At 68.1% G+C, this 19,646-nt stretch carries 17 protein-coding genes and 1 pseudogene; 11 read left to right on the top strand and 7 right to left on the bottom strand.

Annotated elements, in window-relative coordinates; translation table 11 throughout:
* Positions 1–2: 2 nt before the first annotated feature.
* Positions 3–617: a methyltransferase gene (locus C8E99_RS07790; RefSeq protein ID WP_245952163.1), complete on the bottom strand. Its 615-nt coding sequence runs from the start codon at positions 615–617 to the stop codon at positions 3–5.
* A 38-nt stretch (positions 618–655) separates the two neighbouring features.
* Complete coding sequence (gene rfbA, locus C8E99_RS07785; protein ID WP_115931809.1) at positions 656–1,558, bottom strand: glucose-1-phosphate thymidylyltransferase RfbA; 903 nt, start codon at positions 1,556–1,558, stop codon at positions 656–658.
* A gap of 211 nt (positions 1,559–1,769) precedes the next feature.
* On the opposite strand from rfbA, the gene alr reads away from it, so the two are divergent.
* The 5 genes from alr to C8E99_RS07760 all read left to right on the top strand — a co-directional run bounded on the left by alr (position 1,770) and on the right by C8E99_RS07760 (position 5,725).
* Entirely contained in the window at positions 1,770–3,044 is a 1,275-nt protein-coding gene (gene alr / locus C8E99_RS07780; RefSeq protein WP_170144555.1) for an alanine racemase, read from the top strand.
* Positions 3,045–3,054: 10 nt separating this feature from the next.
* A complete protein-coding gene (gene tsaE, locus C8E99_RS07775) occupies positions 3,055–3,732 on the top strand; it encodes a tRNA (adenosine(37)-N6)-threonylcarbamoyltransferase complex ATPase subunit type 1 TsaE (protein ID WP_115931807.1) in 678 nt (225 codons plus the stop codon).
* Positions 3,733–3,833: 101 nt separating this feature from the next.
* Positions 3,834–4,412: a helix-turn-helix domain-containing protein gene (locus C8E99_RS07770; protein WP_115931806.1), complete on the top strand. Its 579-nt coding sequence runs from the start codon at positions 3,834–3,836 to the stop codon at positions 4,410–4,412.
* The gene (locus C8E99_RS16200) at positions 4,409–4,993 is read left to right on the top strand and encodes a DUF6036 family nucleotidyltransferase (RefSeq protein ID WP_245952161.1); all 585 of its coding nucleotides are present in this window, start codon (positions 4,409–4,411) and stop codon (positions 4,991–4,993) included. Before C8E99_RS07770 ends, C8E99_RS16200 begins: the two co-directional genes overlap by 4 nt.
* A 99-nt stretch (positions 4,994–5,092) precedes the next feature.
* Positions 5,093–5,725 (top strand): phosphatase PAP2 family protein, encoded by a 633-nt coding sequence (locus C8E99_RS07760; protein ID WP_147301201.1) that lies wholly within the window; start codon positions 5,093–5,095, stop codon positions 5,723–5,725.
* 99 nt (positions 5,726–5,824) lie between these two features.
* Here the strand turns inward: C8E99_RS07760 and C8E99_RS07755 are convergent, their stop codons facing one another.
* Positions 5,825–8,284: a calcineurin-like phosphoesterase C-terminal domain-containing protein gene (locus C8E99_RS07755; protein WP_115931804.1), complete on the bottom strand. Its 2,460-nt coding sequence runs from the start codon at positions 8,282–8,284 to the stop codon at positions 5,825–5,827.
* Positions 8,285–8,561: 277 nt separating this feature from the next.
* On the opposite strand from C8E99_RS07755, the gene C8E99_RS07750 reads away from it, so the two are divergent.
* Together C8E99_RS07750 and C8E99_RS07745 are read left to right on the top strand one after the other, a co-directional pair.
* Entirely contained in the window at positions 8,562–8,891 is a 330-nt protein-coding gene (locus tag C8E99_RS07750; RefSeq protein ID WP_115931803.1) for a hypothetical protein, read from the top strand.
* Positions 8,892–8,894: 3 nt separating this feature from the next.
* Positions 8,895–9,707 carry a nitroreductase family protein gene (locus C8E99_RS07745; RefSeq protein ID WP_115931802.1) on the top strand — a complete coding sequence of 271 codons (813 nt, stop codon included), beginning with the start codon at positions 8,895–8,897 and terminating at the stop codon, positions 9,705–9,707.
* A 35-nt stretch (positions 9,708–9,742) separates the two neighbouring features.
* Here the strand turns inward: C8E99_RS07745 and C8E99_RS07740 are convergent.
* The 3 genes and pseudogenes from C8E99_RS07740 to C8E99_RS07730 all read right to left on the bottom strand — a co-directional run bounded on the left by C8E99_RS07740 (position 9,743) and on the right by C8E99_RS07730 (position 13,391).
* Positions 9,743–10,479 (bottom strand): annotated as a pseudogene (locus C8E99_RS07740) (YqjF family protein).
* Between the two features lie 92 nt (positions 10,480–10,571).
* On the bottom strand, positions 10,572–10,757 hold the full coding sequence (locus C8E99_RS07735; protein ID WP_147301200.1) for a hypothetical protein: 186 nt from the start codon (positions 10,755–10,757) through the stop codon (positions 10,572–10,574).
* A 186-nt stretch (positions 10,758–10,943) separates the two neighbouring features.
* Positions 10,944–13,391 carry a calcineurin-like phosphoesterase C-terminal domain-containing protein gene (locus C8E99_RS07730; RefSeq protein ID WP_115931799.1) on the bottom strand — a complete coding sequence of 816 codons (2,448 nt, stop codon included), beginning with the start codon at positions 13,389–13,391 and terminating at the stop codon, positions 10,944–10,946.
* Positions 13,392–13,734: 343 nt separating this feature from the next.
* On the opposite strand from C8E99_RS07730, the gene C8E99_RS07725 reads away from it, so the two are divergent.
* From C8E99_RS07725 to C8E99_RS07715, 3 genes are all read left to right on the top strand, one after another.
* Positions 13,735–15,381, top strand: coding sequence for a glycerophosphodiester phosphodiesterase family protein (locus tag C8E99_RS07725; RefSeq protein ID WP_170144554.1), 1,647 nt, complete (start codon positions 13,735–13,737; stop codon positions 15,379–15,381).
* A 143-nt stretch (positions 15,382–15,524) separates the two neighbouring features.
* Positions 15,525–16,016: a hypothetical protein gene (locus C8E99_RS07720; RefSeq protein WP_115931797.1), complete on the top strand. Its 492-nt coding sequence runs from the start codon at positions 15,525–15,527 to the stop codon at positions 16,014–16,016.
* Complete coding sequence (locus C8E99_RS07715) at positions 16,016–16,933, top strand: hypothetical protein (protein ID WP_115931796.1); 918 nt, start codon at positions 16,016–16,018, stop codon at positions 16,931–16,933. Before C8E99_RS07720 ends, C8E99_RS07715 begins: the two co-directional genes overlap by 1 nt.
* A 128-nt stretch (positions 16,934–17,061) precedes the next feature.
* Here C8E99_RS07715 and C8E99_RS07710 read toward each other — a convergent pair whose 3' ends face one another.
* The gene (locus C8E99_RS07710) at positions 17,062–18,570 is read right to left on the bottom strand and encodes a beta-propeller fold lactonase family protein (RefSeq protein ID WP_211309002.1); all 1,509 of its coding nucleotides are present in this window, start codon (positions 18,568–18,570) and stop codon (positions 17,062–17,064) included.
* A gap of 78 nt (positions 18,571–18,648) precedes the next feature.
* On the opposite strand from C8E99_RS07710, the gene galE reads away from it, so the two are divergent.
* Entirely contained in the window at positions 18,649–19,626 is a 978-nt protein-coding gene (gene galE / locus C8E99_RS07705; RefSeq protein ID WP_115931795.1) for a UDP-glucose 4-epimerase GalE, read from the top strand.
* Positions 19,627–19,646: the final 20 nt, after the last annotated feature.

Below are 19,646 nucleotides of genomic sequence, written 5' to 3'. Positions count from 1 at the left end.
GGTCAGCGCGCAAGGCGCACCAGCACGCCGCGGTCGAAGGCACGGGTCTCGGCGACCCTGACCGAGCCCTCCGGGCGTCGGGCGGCCTCGGCCGCGATCGTCTCCGCCTGCGCCGTGGTGCCGAGCTGGAGCAGGCCAGAGCCGCCGTCGGCCAGGTGCCGGTCCATAAGGCCCACGCAGGTCCGCGCGAGGTCGAGGCCGTCGTCGCCGCCGTCGATGGCGAGCACCGGATCCTCGGGGAACCGCGAGGTGTCCGCCGAGGGCACCCACGGCGGGTCCGCCACCACCACGGCGAAGCGCTCGCCGTCCGCCAGGGCCTCATCAAGCCGGGCCAGGCGGAAGTCGATACGCTCCGCCAGGCCGTTCGCCGCCGCATTGTGCCGGGCGAACTCCTCGGCCGCGGGGTTGACGTCCACCAGGACCAGGCGGCGCTCCGTGTCCCGCACGGCGCCCAAACCGATATGCCCGACGCCGGCGCAGAGTTCCAGCACCGGGCCCGGTGCCGCCTCGGCCAGCAGTTCGGCCGCCCACGCGGACTGCGCCTCGGTCCAGGGGCGTGGTTCCAGCACTCGCTCGTCGAACGAGATGGCCAGTCCGCCGAAGGTCAGGTGTCGCATGACTTTCATTGTGCCGGACCGGGGGCCGGCACCGAGTTCTAGGACGCGGCGCGCAGGCTTAGCTCGGGGATGTTGCGCTCGTGTTCGAGGAGTTGGAGGAGGTACTGGCCGTAGCCGGATTTGAGGAGGGGTTCGGCGACGCGGCGGAGGTCGTCGTCGGTGAGGAAGCCGCGGCGCCAGGCGACTTCTTCGGGGGCGGAGACCTTGAGGCCTTGGCGTTTCTCGACGGTGCGGATGAAGTCGGAGGCGTCATTGAGGTCGTCGAAGGTGCCGGTGTCCAGCCAGGCGGTGCCGCGGGGCAGGATCGAGACCTGCAGGGTGCCGTGGTCCAGGTAGTGGCGGTTGACGTCGGTGATCTCGAGTTCGCCGCGGGGTGAGGGTTCCAGGTGCCGGGCGATCTCGATGACGTCGTTGTCATAGAAGTAGAGCCCGGGCACGGCGTAGTTGGACTGGGGTGCGGCGGGTTTCTCCTCGAGGGAGATGGCCCGGCCGTTCTCGTCGAACTCCACGACTCCGTAGGCGGAGGGGTTCTTGACCCAGTAACCGAAGACGGCGCCGCCGGTCAGGTTCTGGAAGCGTTGGAGTTGTTCGCCCATGCCGGAGCCGTAGAAGAGGTTGTCTCCGAGGACCAGGGCCACGGTGTCGGTGCCGATGTGGTGTTCGCCGAGCAGGAAGGCCTGGGCCAGGCCGTCGGGGGAGGGCTGGACGGTGTAGGTGAGGTTGATGCCGAAGCGGGAACCGTCGCCGAGCAGGCGGTGGAAGGCGCCGGCGTCGTGCGGGGTGGTGATGATGAGGATGTCCTGGATGCCGGCCAGGATGAGGGTGGACAGCGGGTAGTAGATCATCGGCTTGTCATAGACCGGGACCAGTTGTTTGCTCACACCCAGGGTGATCGGGTGCAGGCGGGAGCCGGTGCCCCCGGCCAGGATGATGCCCTTCATGGACTCGAACCTAGGGGCCGAGCCCGCCGGGGGTAAGGCGGGTCCGTACTCGTCCCCTACGTGACCGGGCCGCCCGTGTTGGGCGGCTTACTCTCGAGGTCGCCGCTCAGGTGAGTTTCTCCGACTTCTTCTCCGACGTCCAGGAAATTGTGCGGTGTGCGGCCCGCCTGCCGGTACCGCGTCCCCGGCGGGTGGAAGAATGGCAGGCACTATGTCGACTGACTACCTGCCCGAGCACCGTCATCCCTTCCGGGACCGCACCCGCCCCGAATCCGGGCCCACCGGCACCTCCAGCACCACGGGACCACTGAAGCGCAACGGGCCGGCCGAGCGCGCCGCCGTCGTGGACCTGGCCGCCATCCGGCACAACGTGGCCACGCTGCGTTCCTGGGTGCAGCCGGCCGCGCTGATGGCCGTGGTCAAAGCGGACGCCTATGGCCACGGGGCCCTGCCGGTGGCCCGCGCTGCCCTGGACGCCGGGGCAACCTGGCTCGGGCTGGCCCACGTCTCCGAGGCCCTCGAGTTGCGGGAGGCCGGCGTCTCCGCGCCCATGCTCGCCTGGCTGCACACCACCGGCACCCCCTTCGGCCGGGCCGTGGAGGAGAACATCGACCTCGGGGTCTCCGGCTGGGAACTCGAGCCCATCGCCGAGGCCGCCCAGCGCCTGGAGCGTCCGGCCCGCGTGCACCTGAAGATCGATACGGGGCTGGGCCGCAACGGTGCCACCATCGAGGACTGGCCGGCCGTGGTGGCGCGGGCTGCTGAGCTGCAGGAATCGGGTCTGATCCGTGTGGTCGGCATCTTCTCCCACCTGGCCGTGGCTGATGAGGAGGACCGCGAGTCCGAGACCGATGAGCAGCTCGAACTGTTCCACCAGGCCGTCGAGACCGCGCGTGAGGCCGGGGTGGACCCGGACGTGCGGCACATCGCCAACACCCCCGGCATCCTGCACCGCCCCGACTCCCACCTGGACCTCGTCCGTGCGGGGCTGGGCATCTACGGGCTCACCCCGTTCTCCGACCGCCCCGCCGCGGACTTCGACCTGATCCCCGCCATGACCGTCACCACCACGGTGGCGCAGAACAAGGCGGTGCCCGCCGGTCAGGGAATCTCCTACGGCTACCGTTACCGCACCTCCGCGGCCACACGCCTCGCGCTCATCCCGCTCGGCTACGCGGACGGCATCCCGCGCCCGACGATCGCGGCACCCGTGGCGATCGGTGGTCAGCGGTATGAGGTGGCCGGGCGGATCGCCATGGACCAATTCGTGGTGGACCTGAAGACCGATGACCCCGCCGTGGCACCGGTCGGAGCCACCGTGGAGGTGTTCGGTCCCGAATCCGGGATCACGGCCGACGAGTGGGCCGCCGCCGCCGGCACCATCAACTACGAACTCGTGACCCGGATCGGTTCCCGGGTGCCGCGGATTCACGTGGACACCAGGCCGGGCGAAGACGTGGGTGTCCCGACGGGGGAGAGCCGGTGAGGGAGAGCCGATGAGGGACCTGACCGGGGCAGCCTCGCGACTGCCCGAGCCGGTGCTGCTCCTGGAGGTGCAGCTCGATGGGGCCGAGGCAACACAGGCGTGGGCCGCCCGATTGGCGTCCGTGCTGCGGGCCGGGGACGTGCTGATCCTGACCGGTGAGCTCGGCGCGGGCAAGACGACCTTCACGCAGGGGCTCGGCGCCGGGCTCGGCGTGCGCGAGGGGATCATCTCGCCGACCTTCGTGATCTCTCGCATCCACCCCTCGCTGGTGGAACTGTCGGATGTTTCGGGCGATACGGGCGGTCCTGGCGGATCTAGCGGCCCTGGCAGTGCGGGACCGGACCTGGTGCACGTCGATGCCTACCGGCTCGGCTCGGCCGGAGAACTGTCCGACCTGGACCTGGACGCCACCGTGGACCGCTCCGTGACCGTGGTCGAGTGGGGGCGGGGAGTGGCTGAGTCGTTGGCGGGCTGGCCTGATGACCCGGCCGCCTCCTGGCTGGACATCGAGTTGATCCGCGCCACCGGCAGCGGCGAGCCGGGCGACGCCGGCACGCGTGCCGACGCCGAAGCCGGGACCATCGTCACCGACTTCTCCGACGAGGACGGCACCGGTGCGGACGAGACGCGCACCGCCGTCGTGCTGGGATATGGGCCCCGGTGGGCCGGAGTGGAGCCTCTGGGCTGAGCTCTCGGCGACCTGGCCTTGCCTTTTGCGGGCAGAAGTTGTCAATGGATGAGCCTCGAACCACGAGTGGAAATGTAACCGTTTGGTGCCATAATGAGGTTATGGACATGAATGCGGAGGCGATCGGCCGCACGCTGCGCGAGCGGCGGAAGGCTCAGGGCTACACTCAGCAGGCGCTTGCCGACGCCATCGGAACCTCCCGCAAGTTCATCGTGGACTTGGAATGGGGAAAGGAAGGCGCGTCCTTTGGTCTGGCGCTGAAGGCTATGCGGGTCCTCGGTCTGGACATCACGGCAGATGACACGGCGACCCGCGAGTTCGCCGGTGACTTCGCCCGAACAATCCGCGATGGCGACTATCATTTCGCCATCCGTCTGTTGGGAGAGTATGCCAGCGCGTCTCTGTTAGCGGGTCGGGTGCTGATGCCCCTCGCGCCGGCCCTGGACGATGATGCCTACCGGGCGGCGGTCGGGGCAGTCACCCGCTGGGTAGCCGCCAAGACTCAGACCCCCGTCCCTGATTGGGCCAAGCGGGCACAGAAGTCGTCCGAGCCGGTCTTTCTGGCCGAAAAGCTGCATCCTGTCAGCGACCGGATGAAAGACCTCATCCGGCGTGAGACGCCCAGCGAGATCGCAGCCATGAATGTTTGGATCCGCGAGCGGGATCTGGCAACGGTTTGAGCGTCGGACGAGAGTTTCGGCGGGATGACGTCGTCGAACTGCTGCGTGAGGTGGAAGAGCGACTCGCCACCCGGGGAGTCACGTTGGACATCCAGATAGTCGGCGGAGCCGCCCTCCTGCTCCATGGCGTGCTGGACCGCGCGACTGGGGACATCGACGCGCGATACGCCCGTGGTGACATTGTCGAAGAGGTGGTTGCTGATATGGCGCAGGAGTACGATCTGCCCCCGAAGTGGCTGAACAGTAACGCGGCGGCCTTCCTGCCCGACGAAGCCCAATGGATTGCGGGACCCGAGGGGACATCCTCAGCGGTGAGGCTCGCCGACCTGCCCACTCTGGCCGCGATGAAGATGGCCGCCGGGCGCACCAAAGATATCGAGGATCTCGGACACATAGTTCTCGCATTGGGAATTGAGCAGGCCGTAGAGCTCGTAAAGCTCGCGTTCGACAAGTACGGCGAACATTCCGTGGCTCTCGGAGCGCCGGTCGATAACTACGAGATCGTTGCAGAAGAAGCGATGGCCGCCGCCAGGGCTCTACTCCTTCGCGGCCCGGCGCCAGGATCAGGTGACGCCCCGTGAGAATGAGGGCTGGCGGCACGGTGCACCCTGCTCGTCCGGCTTGATCGGCTCGTTCGGCATCTGTCGCCGGATAGCCTGGGGCCGGAGGGGAGTGCCACTTTGTCTCAACGAATCGACGTCGCCGGCAGGTCTGAAGCGAGCGAGGTGTGGCCGCGCAAGCGGTTGTACCCCTTGGCGCGCCTCCTGACCGAGGCGCTCAGTCCCTTCACGGTCGTCGCCGTTCTGCTCACCGTGGTCGCCTTGCTGACTGACCCGCACTGGGTCCGCAGTGCAGTCATCACGGTGGTGCCCATCGCCGTTGTCCCGCAAGGGATCTCCCTGTACCTGACCCACCGCGGCCTGGCCAGTGACAAGTTCATCCGCCACCGCCGTCAGCGGCACCTGTTCTACGCCCTGACCCTGGGGTCCGTGCTCCTCGGCACCGCCCTGGTGTTCGTGATCCCCACCAGTATGGAACTCCGCGTGGTCTCAGCCCTCTCGGTCGGGACACTGCTGGCGGTCATGGCCATCAATACCCGGATCAAGATCAGCATCCATGCCCTCATCGCCGCCGTCGCCGCTGTCGTACTTCCGGCCATGCTCTCCTCCTGGGTGGTGCTGGTTCTGGCGGTCCTGGGCTGGGCGGGCGTCACCTGGTCACGTCTCTACCTCGACCGCCACCAGGTCAGCGATGTGGTGCTCGGTTCCATCCTCGGAGGATTCGTCGGGGTGTTCTTTCTGATCCTGGTGTGAGGGTGGGTCCCTGGAGGAAACAGCTCCGCCCCCGAGCCGGACGGCACGGGGGCGGAGCTGGACCGCGTCAGCGGATTACTGCATCAGCGGCTTACTGAGTCAGCGCTGGATGTTGTCGTCGTAGCGCTGGAGGAAGGCTGAGATCTCGCCGCGGGACACGGGTTCGGAGGCGTTGAAGTGGCCCTGGGTGTCACCGATGGTGATGCCCTGGGAGGCCAGCCAGGTGATGGCCTCGTAGTGGATGTTGCCGGTGTTCAGGTCCTCGAACGGGCTATCCTGCGGTGTGTTGTGCTCCGGGGCGGCCAGTCGGTAGAGGAAGGTGGCGAACTCACCGCGGGTCACCGACTGGTACGGCTGGAAGGTGTTGTCGGCGTAGCCGAGGGTGATCTCCTCGGCGGCGGCCCAGGTGATCGGATCGTAGAACGAGTTGGCGTCCGTGACGTCCTCGAACGGGCTCTGCTCCGGGGCATCGAACTCCGGCTTCACGTAGCGGTGGAGGAAGGCAGCGGTCTCCCCGCGGGTGACGTCCCAGTACTTGCGGAAGGTGCCGTCCGCGTAGCCGTTGGAGATGTTGTTGGTGGCCATCCACTGCACTGGGGCGTAGAACGCCGAGCCCGGCTCATTGTCCGAGAACACCGGAACCTCCGGCTCTGTGGCACCTTCCTGGACCTTGAACGTCATGGACTCGGTGGAGACCTTGCCGTGCACGTCAGTGGCGGTCACCTCTGCGGTGTGCTCGCCGGGCTCGAGGTCCTCGGGCACGGGCAGGCGCCACAGGTGAGAGGTGCGGTCCGCCACGGAACCGCCGTGGACCAGCTGCTCCTGGACGGCCACCGGGTCGGAATACTCGGCACCGGAGAACTGCTCCTCACCCTGCATCGGCTGGGTGCGCTCGGCAGCCACGGGCTCGCCGCCGTCCACCGTGACCTCCACGGTGGAGCCGGTGGCGCCCATGAAGAAGTTGGTGGTCAGCCAGGTGTCCGCCAGGTCGCCCTGGGCCACGGTGAGCGGGTTCTCGAACTCGGGAGCCGACTCGTCGGCGTCAATGTTCTCCTCGAACCAGTCGCGGTAGGCCGGGGTGTTCAGGCCCAGCGACATCTGATCGGAGCCGTCATCACCGGTGCGGGTGAAGTACTCGGAGACCTGGTTGCCCTCGATGTCCATGGTGAGCACGCCCGGGTAGGCGCCGTCACGCTGCAGGGCGGTCGGGTAGCCGCCTTCGAGCATCTCCCCGGAGTACCAGTCGCCGGAGATGGCGCCCACGGTGATGTGCGGGAAGGGCAGCTCGTCGACGTCGAAGAGGTCCTTCCAGGATTTCAGGCTGTCGCCCTCGCGCATGTTCTCGATCGCGTGCACGTGCCCGGCCAGCGAGATCGCCTCGCGGCCCTCGAGCAGCTCATAGATCTCCTTGACCTGGTCGGTCTGGTGCTGCGTGCCACCCTGGTCCGCGAATCCCAGCAGCGGGATGTGGGCGGCGATCACCACGAGCTTGTCCTCAGGGGTGTTGGCGATGTCCTGACGCAGCCACTCCATCTGATCCTCGTCGATCGCCCCGTTGTAGAGGGTGTCCCCGGCGAAGGGGTATTCCACGTTGTTCAGCGCGATGAAGTGGGCATCGCCGACGTCGTAGGAGTAGTACTCCGGGCCCAGGGCCGCACGGTAGGAATCGAAGGCGTGTCCCTGCTCGGTGGCATCGAAGTCGATGTCATGGTTGCCGGGCAGGAAACGCGCCGGACCGTTGAGCATCTCGCTGAGGGTGCGGACATCCGGGTACAGGGACAGGTCGTCACCCACGATGTCGCCCACGAAGAGGATGCCGCAGTCCTCGTAGCCCGAGCGGGCGGCCAGATCGGCGAAGGCGCCCACGCGAGCGAACTCCACCTCCTCCTTGGTGTAGGTCTGCACGTCTCCGCCCACCAGGCATTCCTGCTGTGCGCCGGCGGCGTCCTCATCCTGGGACAGCGGGAAGTTGACTGCGTCGGGCAGGGGGCCGGTGGGCTCGAGGCCGCCGTACTTGAGTTCGGGGGAGCCCTCGGGGAGGTGGTGGTAGTGGAACTGGGCCACGTTGTCCTGGTCCACGGGCACCTGGTAGCCGGCGGGCTGGGTGACGAAGGCCGTCATGTTGTCGAAGGCCGGCAGCTCGTAGGCGCCGTTCTCGTCGGTGGTGACGACGTCGCGGCCGTTGGACACGGTCACGTCGGCGATGCCGGGTTCGTCCTCGTCCTGGGTGGAGTTCTGGTTCTGGTCGTCGAAGACCACACCTTCGAGGACTTCGGGGGTCTCGTTGGTGCCTTCAACCACCTCGACGGCGCCGCGGTAGGCGCTCTCGTCCCACGCCGCGCCGGCCTGCTCGGCAGCCTCTACCGTCTCGGCGGTTTCTGCGGTCTGGGCCGTCTGCGCGGTCTCGGACTTCTGGGCGGAGACCGGGCTGGTCGTGATGGGGGTGGCCGCGGCGGCGGCGACGGCCGGGCTCAGCAGGGCGCCGGTGGTGGCCAGGGCCAGGACCCCGGCCGCCAGGCGGGCTGATCGATGGCGTGGGGAGCGAGTGATCGCGTTCACGAAGTACCTTCCGATGGATAGGGTTCCGGCCGGGGGTAACCGTTGACTCACCTACCCTGTGGTCACGTGATGAACGGCAGCCCACGGCCGGGTGTACACCCGCAACGCCACCATGACGGTTGCCCGACCAGTGCTTGAACGTGCAAGTTCGGCACTGAGCTGAGTGCTCGATGGAGAGGGAGTCGAGAACTGGTCTGAAGACGGAGCTGAGGACGGAATCGGGCGCACCGGCGTGTGGCACGATGGGCGTGATGATCACCGGCTGACGAGGAGGGCCATGATGCTGCTCCGCACGCTGGTCACGGCCGCAGCCGGTGCCTATGCGGCGAACTGCGCACTCGGTGCCGCGGTGGCCCTCCGGTGGATCGATACGTCAACGTTCCGCTGGGTCCATCACGGTCTATACACCGTGACCGTCACGACGACGGCCGTGGCGGTTCTGGCCTGCACAGCGCGGCGGTCGCCGGCCGCCGTCGCCCTGGTTCCGGCCGCCGTTCCACTGGTCCTCTTGCAGAGGCACGGGGCGAGACCTCTGAACCGGCACACCCACGACGCCCTGGCGGCGGCCCCCTACTATGCGGCCGCGCTCCTACTGGCCTGGAGGTAATCCATGGAACTGCTCGATGCCGTGTTCAACCGGCGCACCACGAACGGACCGTTCCGGCCGGACCCCGTCAGCCCCGAGCACCAGCAGCTGCTGATCCGTGCCGCGGCGGCCGCGCCCTCCCAGTTCAACAGCCAGCCGTGGCGGTTCGTGCTCATCGAGGACCGGACCACCATAGAGACGGTGGGCGCCATCAGCGGCCAGAGCATGACCGAGGTCATGGGCGCCGGCACGTTCTTTGATCGCTACAAGAAGTACTTCCGGTTCAGCCAGAAGGAGATGGACGCGGCCCGCAGCGGCATGCTCTTCGACAAGCTGCCCGCCCTGCTGCGGCCCTTCACCTCCCGCGCGTTCACGCCCTCGGGCCAGTCCCTGATGAACCGGCTGCGCGTCCCGCAGACTCTCGGCGAGGAGAACCGCAAGCTGGTCGCCGGCTCACCACTGCTGATCGGCGTCATGCTCGAACGCGGTGAGTACCGGCCCGGGGAGCTGTCCGGCTTCTACTCGGTCTTCAGCATGGGTGCCGCGATGGAGAACCTGTGGCTGACCACGGTGGAACTCGGCATGGGCATCCAGTTCGTCTCCTTTCCCATGGAGGCACCACGCAACTGGGAGCGCATCGTGCGGATGCTGCAGGTGCCGGACGAGCTGGAACTGATGGCGGTCTACCGGCTGGGCTACCTGCCCGAGCGGACCCACCGGCCCGCCATCGACTGGTCCAGCCGAGAGCGCAGGCGCCCTTCCCAGTTCGTCTTCCGCGAGACGTGCACGGCTCCACAGCAAGGCTGGGACGACGACGTACGGCCCGGTTCGGCCTGAACGGTCACGTGCACGCTCGAAGCCGCGTGTCGTGCTCAGGCTGGTCGGGGAACACCGATCCGGCTGTGCACGGCAGGTGCGGCGTGCACGATCGGGTCCTCGCTCGGTGACGTCAGCCCGACCCAGTGCAGGGGCGCGGTGAGGCTCCCGGCAGCAGTGGAAGTGGCGGTGGCTGTGTGCAACGGCCAAGGCTCATGCACGACCGGCGTCCGCCAGAGCACGCGTGCCCTCCGGTGGAAGGCCGTCCACCGTCCGGTGAGGCTGTCCGCCAGCGGCGTCCGCTCGGCGGTGTCCATCGGCCGACCGACGTCCACGACCGCCTGGAACCAGTCGCCCGGGCGGGAACGGATCCCGTGCGGCGTGCCGAACCGGTAGGTCCACCGCGAGCCGTCCACGGACAGGGACGAGTGGGAACGCTCATAGGGCAGCCCGAGGGTGCGCGGGCAGCGATGAAGGTGAGCCGGGGTGCGACCATCCCAAGGAACCAGATGCCGTCCCGTCCATCCTGGGTGCGCACGTAGGCCCGCACGTTCAGTTCCGGGAAGGCGCCCCATCCCGGGGGCGGCGGCAGGCCCGGCACGCGGACCCGCGCCATGCGGAACGGGGTGATGCCGACCCAGGTGAGCCCATCCCATTCCTGCACCGTGAGACCCTCGGGAACCAGGCGTTGGACGGCGTCGGCCTCGTAGGGCCAGTGCAGGAACGTGAGGTCTTCCCAGTCCTGGAAATTGACGGGGAAACGAACCGAATGGTCGGGATTGCGTCCGCTCATGGTCGGCTGCCGCCTTTCAAGAATGGTCCAGCCAGTCTATGGCGGGGAACCGTTGGTGCCATTCCGGAACCTTTCCCGCGTGCGGCAGCGGATCATGCCTTGGCGTTCTCACGCCAGCGTTCGCGGACGGACTCGTCCAGATCGTCCCAGGAGGGTGCTGGTGGCTGGTCCAGTCCGGGCAGCCATCGCGCGCGCTGTTCATACAGTGTCCGGCCTGCGTGGTTCCGGGCGAACGTCTCCGTGGGCTGATGCGAGAGAGTCTTGCCAGTGGTCGCCATGGGGTGTCCCTTGTTGTCTGGTCCGTCGTTCGACGTGTTCGATGACCAGATCATCACTGGTCCTTCGGTCTCGCCTTTGCCCATGCTGTGCGGTGCCTGTGACCTCTTGACGCAACGAAGTCCCACGAATTGCCGGGGACCCTGTGGATCTCCGGCAATTCGTGGGACTCAGATGCCAGGGGTGGGTCAGCGCTGCGTGTTGTCGTAGCGCTGGAGGAAGGCTGAGATCTCGCCGCGGGTTACGGGATCGGCCTCGTTGAAGTGGCCGTGGGTGTCACCGATGGTGATGCCCTGGGAGGCGAGCCAGGTGATGGCCTCGTAGTGGTTGCTGGTGGTGGGCAGGTCCTCGAAGGGGCTGTCCTCCGGGGCCGTGTGCTCGGGTGCGTCGAGGCGGTAGAGGAAGGTGGCGAACTCGCCGCGCGTCACGGCACGGTGGGGCTGGAAGGTGCCGTCCGCATAGCCGAGGGTGATCTCTTCTGCTGCGGCCCAGGTGATGGGCTCGTAGAACGATCCGGTGTCCGTGATGTCCTCGAAGGGGCTGGTCGCCGGGGCGGTGAAGTCCGGCTTGATGTAGCGGTGGAGGAAGGCGGTGGTCTCGCCGCGGGTGACGTCGCGGCCCTTGCGGAAGGTGCCGTCGGTGTATCCGGTGGAGATGTTGTTGGTGGCCATCCACTGCACCGGGGCGTAGAACGCCGAGCCCGGCTCATTGTCCGAGAACTCGACGGCTTCCGGCCCGTCCTCCGTGACGCTGAAGGCCAGCGTCTCGGTGAACTCGCGGCCGTGCACGTCCGTGGCCGTCACCTCTGCGGTGTGCTCGCCGACGGCCAGGTCCTCCGAGAGCGGGAGCCGCCACAGGTGCATGGTGCGATCGTGCAGCCCGCCACCGTGGACCAGCTGCTCCTGGGTGGCGACCGGGTCGGTGTAGGCGGCTCCGATATTGGGTTCCTCGCCGTCCATCTGCTGGGTGCGTTCGGCCTCAACTGGATCCGCTCCGTCCACCGACACCTCCACGGTGGCCCCCGTGGAGCCCATCCAGAAGTTGGTGGTCAACCAGGTCTCCGCCAGATCGCCCTGCTCCGCGGCGAGTGCATTCTCCAGCTCCGGCGCCTCACCGCGCTGATCCTGGTAGGTGTCGAACCACTCGCGGTACTCCGGCGTGTTCAGCCCCAACGCCATCTGGTCCTGGTCATCCAGACCGGTGGCGGTGAAGCGCTCCATGACCTCGGTGCCCTCGATGTCCAGGGTCAGCACCCCGGGAGGGGTTCCGTCCCGCTGGACGGCCGTCGGGTACCCGTCCGGCATCACGCGGCCGTTGTACCACTGGCCCGAGATGGCCGGAACCGTCAGGTGGGTGAACGGCAGGCCGGCGTCCCCGAGCTCATCGCGCCAACCTGCCATCAGGTCGCCTTCGCGCAGGTTCTCAGACATGTGGGTGTGACCACCGAGCGAGATGACTTCCCGGCCCTCGAGGGTCTCGTAGATCTCCTCGAGCTGTCCGTGGGTGTGGGAGTCCGAGTAGTAGAACTCCAGCAGCGGGCTGTGGCCGGCCAGCACGACCACGCTGTCCTCGGGGGTGTTGGCGATGTCCTGCCGCAGCCATTCGAGCTGGTTCTCCCCGAGGCCGTAGGTGTAGCCGCTCGTCTCGCCCGGGGCCTTGGGGTAGACGATGTTGCTCAGGGCCACCACGTGGGCCTGCCCAACGTCGTAGGAGTAGTACTCCGGGCCGAGTTCGGCGCGGAAGGTGTCGAACTCGTGCTCGCCGTCCAGGGAATCAAAGTCGAGGTCGTGGTTGCCGGGCAGGAAACGGGCCGGACCGTTGAGCATGCTCGTCAGCTCGTGGGTCTGAGGGAACAGGGACAGGTCGTCTCCGACGACGTCGCCGATGAACAGTGCACCGCAACCGGCGTAGTCGTCACGTGCGGCCAGGTCGGCGAAGGCGCCCTCCCGCGCGAAGTTGACCTCCTTCTGGTTGTAGGTCTGCACGTCCGCCCCGATGGCGCAGTGCTGTTCTGAGGAAGCGGTGAGTTCACTCTCGACCAGCGGGAAGTTGACTGCGTCGGGCAGGGGGCCGGTGGGTTCCAGGCCGCCGTACTTGAGCTCGGGGGAGCCTGCCGGGAGGTGGTGGTAGTGGAACTGGGCCACGTTGTCCTGGTCCACGGGCACCTGGTAGCCGGCCGGCTGGGTGACGAACGCGGTCATGTTGTCGAAGGCCGGCAGCTCGTAAGCGCCGTCCTCGTCCGTGGTAACGACGTCGCGGCCGTTGGACACGGTGACGTCGGCGATGCCGGGCTCATTCTCGTCCTGGGTGGAGTTCTGGTTCTGGTCATCGAAGACCACGCCCTCGAGGACCTTGGGGGTCTCGTTCGTCCCCTCGATGACCTCGACGGAGCCGCGGTAGGCGCTCTCATCCCAGGCGGCGCCGGCCTGCTCGGCGGTCTCGGCAGTTTCTGCAGTTTGGGCCGTCTGCGCGGTCTCAGACTTCTGGGCAGTAATAGGGGTGGGGGTGGCCGTAATGGGGGTCGCCGCGGCGGCGGTGACGGCCGGGCTCAGCAGGGCGCCGGTGGTGGCCAGGGCCAGGACCCCGGCCGCCAGGCGGGCTGATCGATGGCGTGGGGAGCGAGTGATCGCGTTCACGAAGTACCTTCCGATGGATAGGGTTCCGGCCGGGGGTAACCGTTGACTCACCTACCCTGTGCTCGCCGCGTGAACGGCAGCCCACGGCAAGGTGTACACGCGCAACGCCACCATGACGTTTGGACGCAGGCGCTGACGGCTTCTGCCTCGCCGGTCTGCCCGGCCGAGGAGAACCACCAGCGTGGAGACCAGTCTTGGCGTGGTGTTCACCGGGCGCTTTCCTGCGCGTTGACGGCGACCGATGAACTGTCCAGGTCACGGTGGGGAAACCCCGCCGCTCATCACTCGCGCCTGGCCCCCCGCACGGACAGGCGCCCCAGGCCTGAACATCGGAGCCCCCAACATGCAGCGCAAGCTACCCGCGGCCGCCCTGGCCGGACTCATGACCATCGGCTTCCTGGCAACCCCCGCCACCGCCACCGCCACCACCACCCCCGAGCCCGCCGGGACCACCCAGCCCGGCGCTGAGTGCACCGCGGCGAACTTCGCCGACAACCAGGCCGGCTCGCAGTACTTCGACTACGTCCGCTGGATGCAGTGCTCCGGCATCACCACCGGCTACGCGGACAACACCTACCGCAAGGGCGCCGACATCGACCGCGGCGAGTCCATGGCCTTCGTCTACCGCTACCTCAACGCGGACTTCACCCCCGGCGAGGCCACCTTCCCCGACGCCCCGGCCGGCTCCACCCACTTCGAGGCCATCGAGTGGGGCGCCGCCGAGGAGATCACCACCGGCTATGCCGACGGGACCTTCCAGCCCCACCGTGCCGTGGAACGTGGCGAGTTCGCGTCCTTCCTCTACCGCGCCCTCGACCCCACCACCGACCCCGAAACCGACGTGAGCTTCCCGGACGTGGCCGAGTCCAACACCCACCACGACGCCATCATCTGGCTCGCCTCCGAGGACATCTCCACCGGCTACAAGGACGGCACCTTCAAGGCCAAGGACCCCATCACCCGCGGCGAAGTCGCCGCCCTCATGAGCCGCCTCGACACCGTCATCAACCCCGACAACCCCGAGGAACCAGAGGTCCCGCAAGAGGAGTTCGACCTGCAGGCCCACCGCGGCGGGCAGGGACTGTACACGGAAAGCACCCGGGAGTCCTTCGCCCATGCCCTGGAACTGGGGGTCACCACGCTGGAACTGGACACGCAGGTGACGGCCGACGGGGCCGTCGTCGTGACCCATGACCGGAAGATCACCACAGGAGACTGCCGGGACACCGCGCCGGCCATGCCGGAGGACCCGCAGTACCCCTATGTCGGCAAGTACATCACCGACCTCACCCTCGACCAGGTGCAGACCCTGGAATGTGGATATCAGCAGGATCCGAAGTACCCGGGCCAGGCCGTGGCCACCGGACCGATGATGGAACTGGACGAGTTGTTCGAGGTGGTCAGGGAGTACGGGGCCGATGAGGTGATGCTGAACATCGAGACCAAGGTGGAGGCGGGCGCCCCCGAGGAGACCGCACCACGTGAGACCTTCGTGCGCGCCGTCCTGGCGGAGATCCTGGAGCACGCCATGGAAGACCAGGTCATGATCCAGAGCTTCGACTGGGGCGCACTCGAGCTCGTCGAGGAACTGGCACCGACTCTGCCGCGCAGCGCCCTGACGAACGGGGACTTCCTGCAGGTCGGTCAGCCGGGGGCTTCCCCGTGGTTGGGCGGGCTTGACGCGGACGACTTCGACGGTGATCTGGTGGCCATGGCACAGGAACTCGGCGTGGAAGTCATCTCACCCGTGCATGGCAACCCGCAGGACGGTGCGATCGGTGACGAAGGCTACGCACCGTACGTCAACCGGACCATGGTCGACGACGCCCACGCGGCCGGCATCGACGTGATCCCGTGGACGGTCGACGATCCCGGCACCATGGAATACCTCATGGGCCTCGGAGTGGACGGCATCATCACCGACTACCCGGACCGGTTGCGGCAGGTCATGCGGGACCGAGGGCTGGACCTGCCGCAGGCCGCTGGATAGCACTCTGTCCTCACCGGCGGCAACCGCCGCGATGGGTACTTCTCCCCATCGCGGCCCCGCGAGTGGATCAGTACCGTGGTTCAGAAGGAATTCACCTTCCGTTACTGGCACTCGCGGGTACGGGAGGTGCGGGAGGAGAGCACATGCGGACGCTGACCATGGACCTGCCGGAGGACTGGGTCCGGTACCCGGTGGACGGCTTCCACCTGGTGGCGACCGCCCCCGTGACGGAGTCCGCGGAGCGCATGCTCACGGACGGTCTGCAGCCCGGCGGGCCCCTGCCCGAACCCGAGCTGGCCCCGAACATCGTGGCCACCACCTATGCCGGTGAGCCGGCCGGACTCTGCGGCCTGAACCGCCTCTACGTGGTCGAGGACGTCACCTGCACGGTCGGTGGATATCCGGCGCGCCGGATGGACCTGACCCGCTGGACCGGCCGCAACAACATCTTCACCCGCCGCTGGCTGGTCCAGGAGGCCCTCGCCGAGGGCCGGGCCACCTTGGAGATCAGCGCCAGTTGCCTGATCAGCGACTACGAGCACTTCACCGCCGTCTTCGACGCGGCCATCGCCAGCGCCCGGTTCGCCCCGGACGAGGTCCCAGCAGAAAGCGCCCCGCTCCGGGCCGTGGCCTGATGTCCGCCACTGACCGGCAGAGCCGGTCCGGGCAACCGATCGCGGACGTCGAGGCACTGCAACGCCACGTCAGCGGGGAGGGCCGCCGGCAGACCACCAGCCCGGAAGACCCCGGTCAGTTGCGCAGTGACGACCTCGAGGTCCTGCAGTCCATCCACCACCTCGGCTCGCTCGGCCGCTTCGCCACCCTGCGGAACCGCAGCGCCATCGGCCGCCTGGTCCGCGAAGGGTTCCTGACCCTGGACGGCGTGCTGGACACCGCCGGGGAGGACTTCATGGGCCCCGTCGCCACCGCCGAGGACGTCCTGGCCCTGCGCGGCCAGTGCGGCGCCGAACGCACCCTGATGCAGTCCTGGCTCGCCGGCGCTCGGGTCTCCACCGTGTCCGGTGCGCCGGGCGCGGACGTGATGGCCGGCGTCGTGAGCCAGAACCGTTCCCGGTATGCCGTGGCACTCGCCGAGCGGGACGCCCTGGCCTCCCAGGTCTGCACGTGGGCCGGGGTGCGCACCGGGCCCGCGCTGCTGGCCGGCGAGCTGCTGGTGGACGAGGACGAGTTCACCGCCCGCGTCGCCGACCCGCTGTACCCCGCGCCGGACGGCTCGCCCGCCGAACTCGCGGAGCTGTGGGCCGAGCCGTGGTTCGTCTGGGAATCCACGTCCTCCGCCCTCGGCGTGAACCTGGCCTTCATCAGCACCCAGAGCAACGGCAACTACGTGTTCGGTGCGGATGCAGATGCCTCGCGCGACGCCGGCCGCCTCCTCCTGCGCGTCGCTCCCGTCACGGCGCGGGCCGTCTGGGAGACCCTGTGGGTGCTCTCCCACGGCGGCGGTGCCGCCCGGGCCGGGGGAGAGGTGCTGGGCGTGGCCCAGACCGGAACCCACCAGCTGCCGACGCCGGAGATGCCCGCCACCCGCTGATACCGCCCCCTCCCCACCCCTCCAGTTACGGTCACGCTTGTCGGTGGGTGCATCGGCCCCCGCGAGTTACGATCACGCTTGTCGGTGGGTGCATCGGTGCGTCTCGACGTCAACCGTGACCGTAACTCCTAGTGGTCATGACCCTCGTGACCTTCTTCCTCGGTGGCTTCGTCGTCGGAGGAGTGGCCGGCGTCGCTGCTGCCTGCGGCGTCTGCTTCATGCTCCGGGGCCTCGGGGTGGCCGGTGACCACGGCCATCTCGACCGGGGTGACCTCCAGGTCGAACTCGTTGACGACTTCGCCAGCCTCCAAGTCGATCACCACGAGCTGCTGGTTCTCGGCGTCCGTCACGTAGGCCATGGAGTCCGCGACCTTGAGGATGGGGCCGGGCTGCTGCCACTCCTCCCTCTCCTCCCAGGGCTCGATGGCCGGGATCTCAGCGGTGATCTCACCGGTCTCCTCGTCGATGACGTTGAGCTCGCCGTCGTAGGTCAGCACCAGGGCCTCACCCTCCGGGCCGCGGGCCAAGGAACGGAACCAGTAGGAGGAGCCCAGGTCCACCGTCTGCAGTGAATCGGTCAGGGTGTCGATCAGCGCGACCTGCGTGGGCCGTTCGAACTCGGCCTCGGCATCGGTCTTCAGGTCGCCGAGCATCACCGAGGAGTCCTCGGACCCGGCCAGGTTGCCAGTGCGCTGGTACTCGCTCTCGGCCGCGACCTTGTGGAACTCACCGTCGCGGTAGATGACCGGACCGTCCTCGCACCCCAGCACCACCACGTCGCCGTTCTCGTTCGGAGCAGCCGCCGCCTCACCGTGCACACCGGTGCAGTCCGTGGTCTCCGCCAGGAGCTCGCCGTTGTCCCCGGTGCTCTTCACCTGCACGGTGTTCCGCCCCTCCTCGGTGCCCTGGGTGGTCAGCAGGGTGCCGTCGATGAGCTGCATGGCCACGCCGTGGTGGGGATCGTCCGTGGCGGTCGTCTCCGTACGCGGCTGGCCGTCCTTGAGGTGTTCCGAGGTGAAGGTCTGGATGGATCCGTCGCCGTCCCCGAACAGCGTGGTCAGGCCGTGATGGACCACCACGTGGCCGGCGTAGGGGGCGGCGAACTCGATGCCGCTGAGTCCCGGATCCGACTCGTAGTAGTGGAAGTGGTCGCCGTGGCCCTGGGCGTCGATCCCCGAGTTGTAGACCTCGAACTGGTCTCCATTGGACACCATGACGTGCTGGCCGTCGCCGGCGTTGTTCAGGCGCAGGAAGCCGGCCAGCTCCTCCTCGTGGACCACCTCACCGGTCTCGCCGTCCAGGGTTACCAGCCCGCCGTCGTGGCTGAGGACCACGCGCGGGGTCAGCGTGGGAACCTCGGCGCGGGAGTCCCGCTGCGCGGCGTTGACCGGTTCGGCAACATCTGCGCCATCCGTGGAGCCGGCGGTGGCCGAGCCGCCGGCGGACTCGGAGGAGGACCCGCCTCCGGCTCCGGCGCCCGGTGCACAGGCCGAAAGCGCGAGGGCGACGGCGGCGAAGGCGGCGACCGAGAGGGCGCGGCGGGTATGTGGAGTGCGTGGTGCGTCCGAGGCGACGGTGGCAGTGTGAGCCGCTGCGGAGTCGGCAGAGGTGGGGTAGGGCGGGAGTGATGTGTTCATGACGAGCACTCTAAATGCAATTGCGAATTAGTTGCAACAATGTCCGAGGCGGGGCGGTGGATTCCGTAAGCTGGCGGTATGACTTGGATGGTGACCGGCGGAGCCGGCTATATCGGCGCGCACGTGGTGGAGGCCTTCCGGGCCGTCGGGATCGACACGGTGGTGGTGGACAACCTCTCCAGTGGACACCGCGGATTCGTGCCGGAGGACGTCCCGTTCATCCAGACCGACTTGAATGACCGGGCCGCGCTGGAAGGCGCGTTCGCCGAGCACGGGGTGGCCGGCGTCGTGCATATTGCCGGGTACAAGTATGCCGGGGAGTCCGTGCGGAAGCCGCTGCGCACCTACCGGGACAACGTCACCGGGATGGTGGCGCTGCTGGAGGCGATGGAGGGCGCCGGCGTGGCGAACATGGTGTTCTCCTCCTCCGCCGCGACGTTCGGTACGCCGGACAGTGAGCTGGTGACCGAGGCCAGTGCGACCGTGCCGGAATCGCCCTATGGGGAGACCAAGCTGATCGGCGAGTGGCTGCTGGCCGACCAGGCCCGGGCGGCCGGGCTGCGGCACACCTCGCTGCGCTACTTCAACGTGGTCGGCTCGGGCACGGATCGGATCAGTGACACCAGTCCGCACAACCTGTTCCCACTCGTGTTCGACGCGCTGGTGGCCGGAAGGACGCCGCGGATCAACGGCGCAGACTACCCGACGCCGGACGGCACCTGCGTGCGCGACTACATCCACGTGGCTGACTTGGCCGAGGCCCATGTGGCTGCGGCGCGGCGCCTGGAGGCGGGGGAGTCCGTGGAACCCGTCTACAACCTGGGTTCCGGTGCGGGCACCTCCGTCCGGGAGATCATGGACGCGATGGCGTCGGTGACCGGGATCGACTTCGAGCCCGAGGTACAGGACCGCCGGCCGGGCGACCCGGCGCGGATCGTGGCCGACGGGACACTGGCCGCGCGGGACCTCGGCTGGACCATGCGGCATTCCGTGCAGGACATGGTGGCCTCGGCCTGGAGCGCGCGGCAGGCGTGGGAGGCACAGCAGACACGGTAAGCGCAGCAGGCGCGGTAAGC

Origin of the sequence: Citricoccus muralis (assembly GCF_003386075.1) — a bacterium.
GTDB classification, from domain to species: domain Bacteria; phylum Actinomycetota; class Actinomycetes; order Actinomycetales; family Micrococcaceae; genus Citricoccus; species Citricoccus muralis.
Note: the sequence above shows the minus strand (reverse complement) of the source record. Positions and strands in the feature narration are given on the sequence as shown.

What these genes read in the sequence shown, in the direction of transcription:
- C8E99_RS07790 (WP_245952163.1), bottom strand. Translation starts at nt 617, where the DNA reads ATGCGACACCTGACCTTCGGCGGACTGGCCATCTCGTTCGACGAGCGA.
- rfbA (WP_115931809.1), bottom strand. Translation starts at nt 1,558, where the DNA reads ATGAAGGGCATCATCCTGGCCGGGGGCACCGGCTCCCGCCTGCACCCG.
- alr (WP_170144555.1), top strand. Translation starts at nt 1,770, where the DNA reads ATGTCGACTGACTACCTGCCCGAGCACCGTCATCCCTTCCGGGACCGC.
- tsaE (WP_115931807.1), top strand. Translation starts at nt 3,055, where the DNA reads ATGAGGGACCTGACCGGGGCAGCCTCGCGACTGCCCGAGCCGGTGCTG.
- C8E99_RS07770 (WP_115931806.1), top strand. Translation starts at nt 3,834, where the DNA reads ATGGACATGAATGCGGAGGCGATCGGCCGCACGCTGCGCGAGCGGCGG.
- C8E99_RS07750 (WP_115931803.1), top strand. Translation starts at nt 8,562, where the DNA reads ATGATGCTGCTCCGCACGCTGGTCACGGCCGCAGCCGGTGCCTATGCG.
- C8E99_RS07745 (WP_115931802.1), top strand. Translation starts at nt 8,895, where the DNA reads ATGGAACTGCTCGATGCCGTGTTCAACCGGCGCACCACGAACGGACCG.
- C8E99_RS07735 (WP_147301200.1), bottom strand. Translation starts at nt 10,757, where the DNA reads ATGGCGACCACTGGCAAGACTCTCTCGCATCAGCCCACGGAGACGTTC.
- C8E99_RS07725 (WP_170144554.1), top strand. Translation starts at nt 13,735, where the DNA reads ATGCAGCGCAAGCTACCCGCGGCCGCCCTGGCCGGACTCATGACCATC.
- C8E99_RS07720 (WP_115931797.1), top strand. Translation starts at nt 15,525, where the DNA reads ATGCGGACGCTGACCATGGACCTGCCGGAGGACTGGGTCCGGTACCCG.
- C8E99_RS07715 (WP_115931796.1), top strand. Translation starts at nt 16,016, where the DNA reads ATGTCCGCCACTGACCGGCAGAGCCGGTCCGGGCAACCGATCGCGGAC.
- C8E99_RS07710 (WP_211309002.1), bottom strand. Translation starts at nt 18,570, where the DNA reads ATGAACACATCACTCCCGCCCTACCCCACCTCTGCCGACTCCGCAGCG.
- galE (WP_115931795.1), top strand. Translation starts at nt 18,649, where the DNA reads ATGACTTGGATGGTGACCGGCGGAGCCGGCTATATCGGCGCGCACGTG.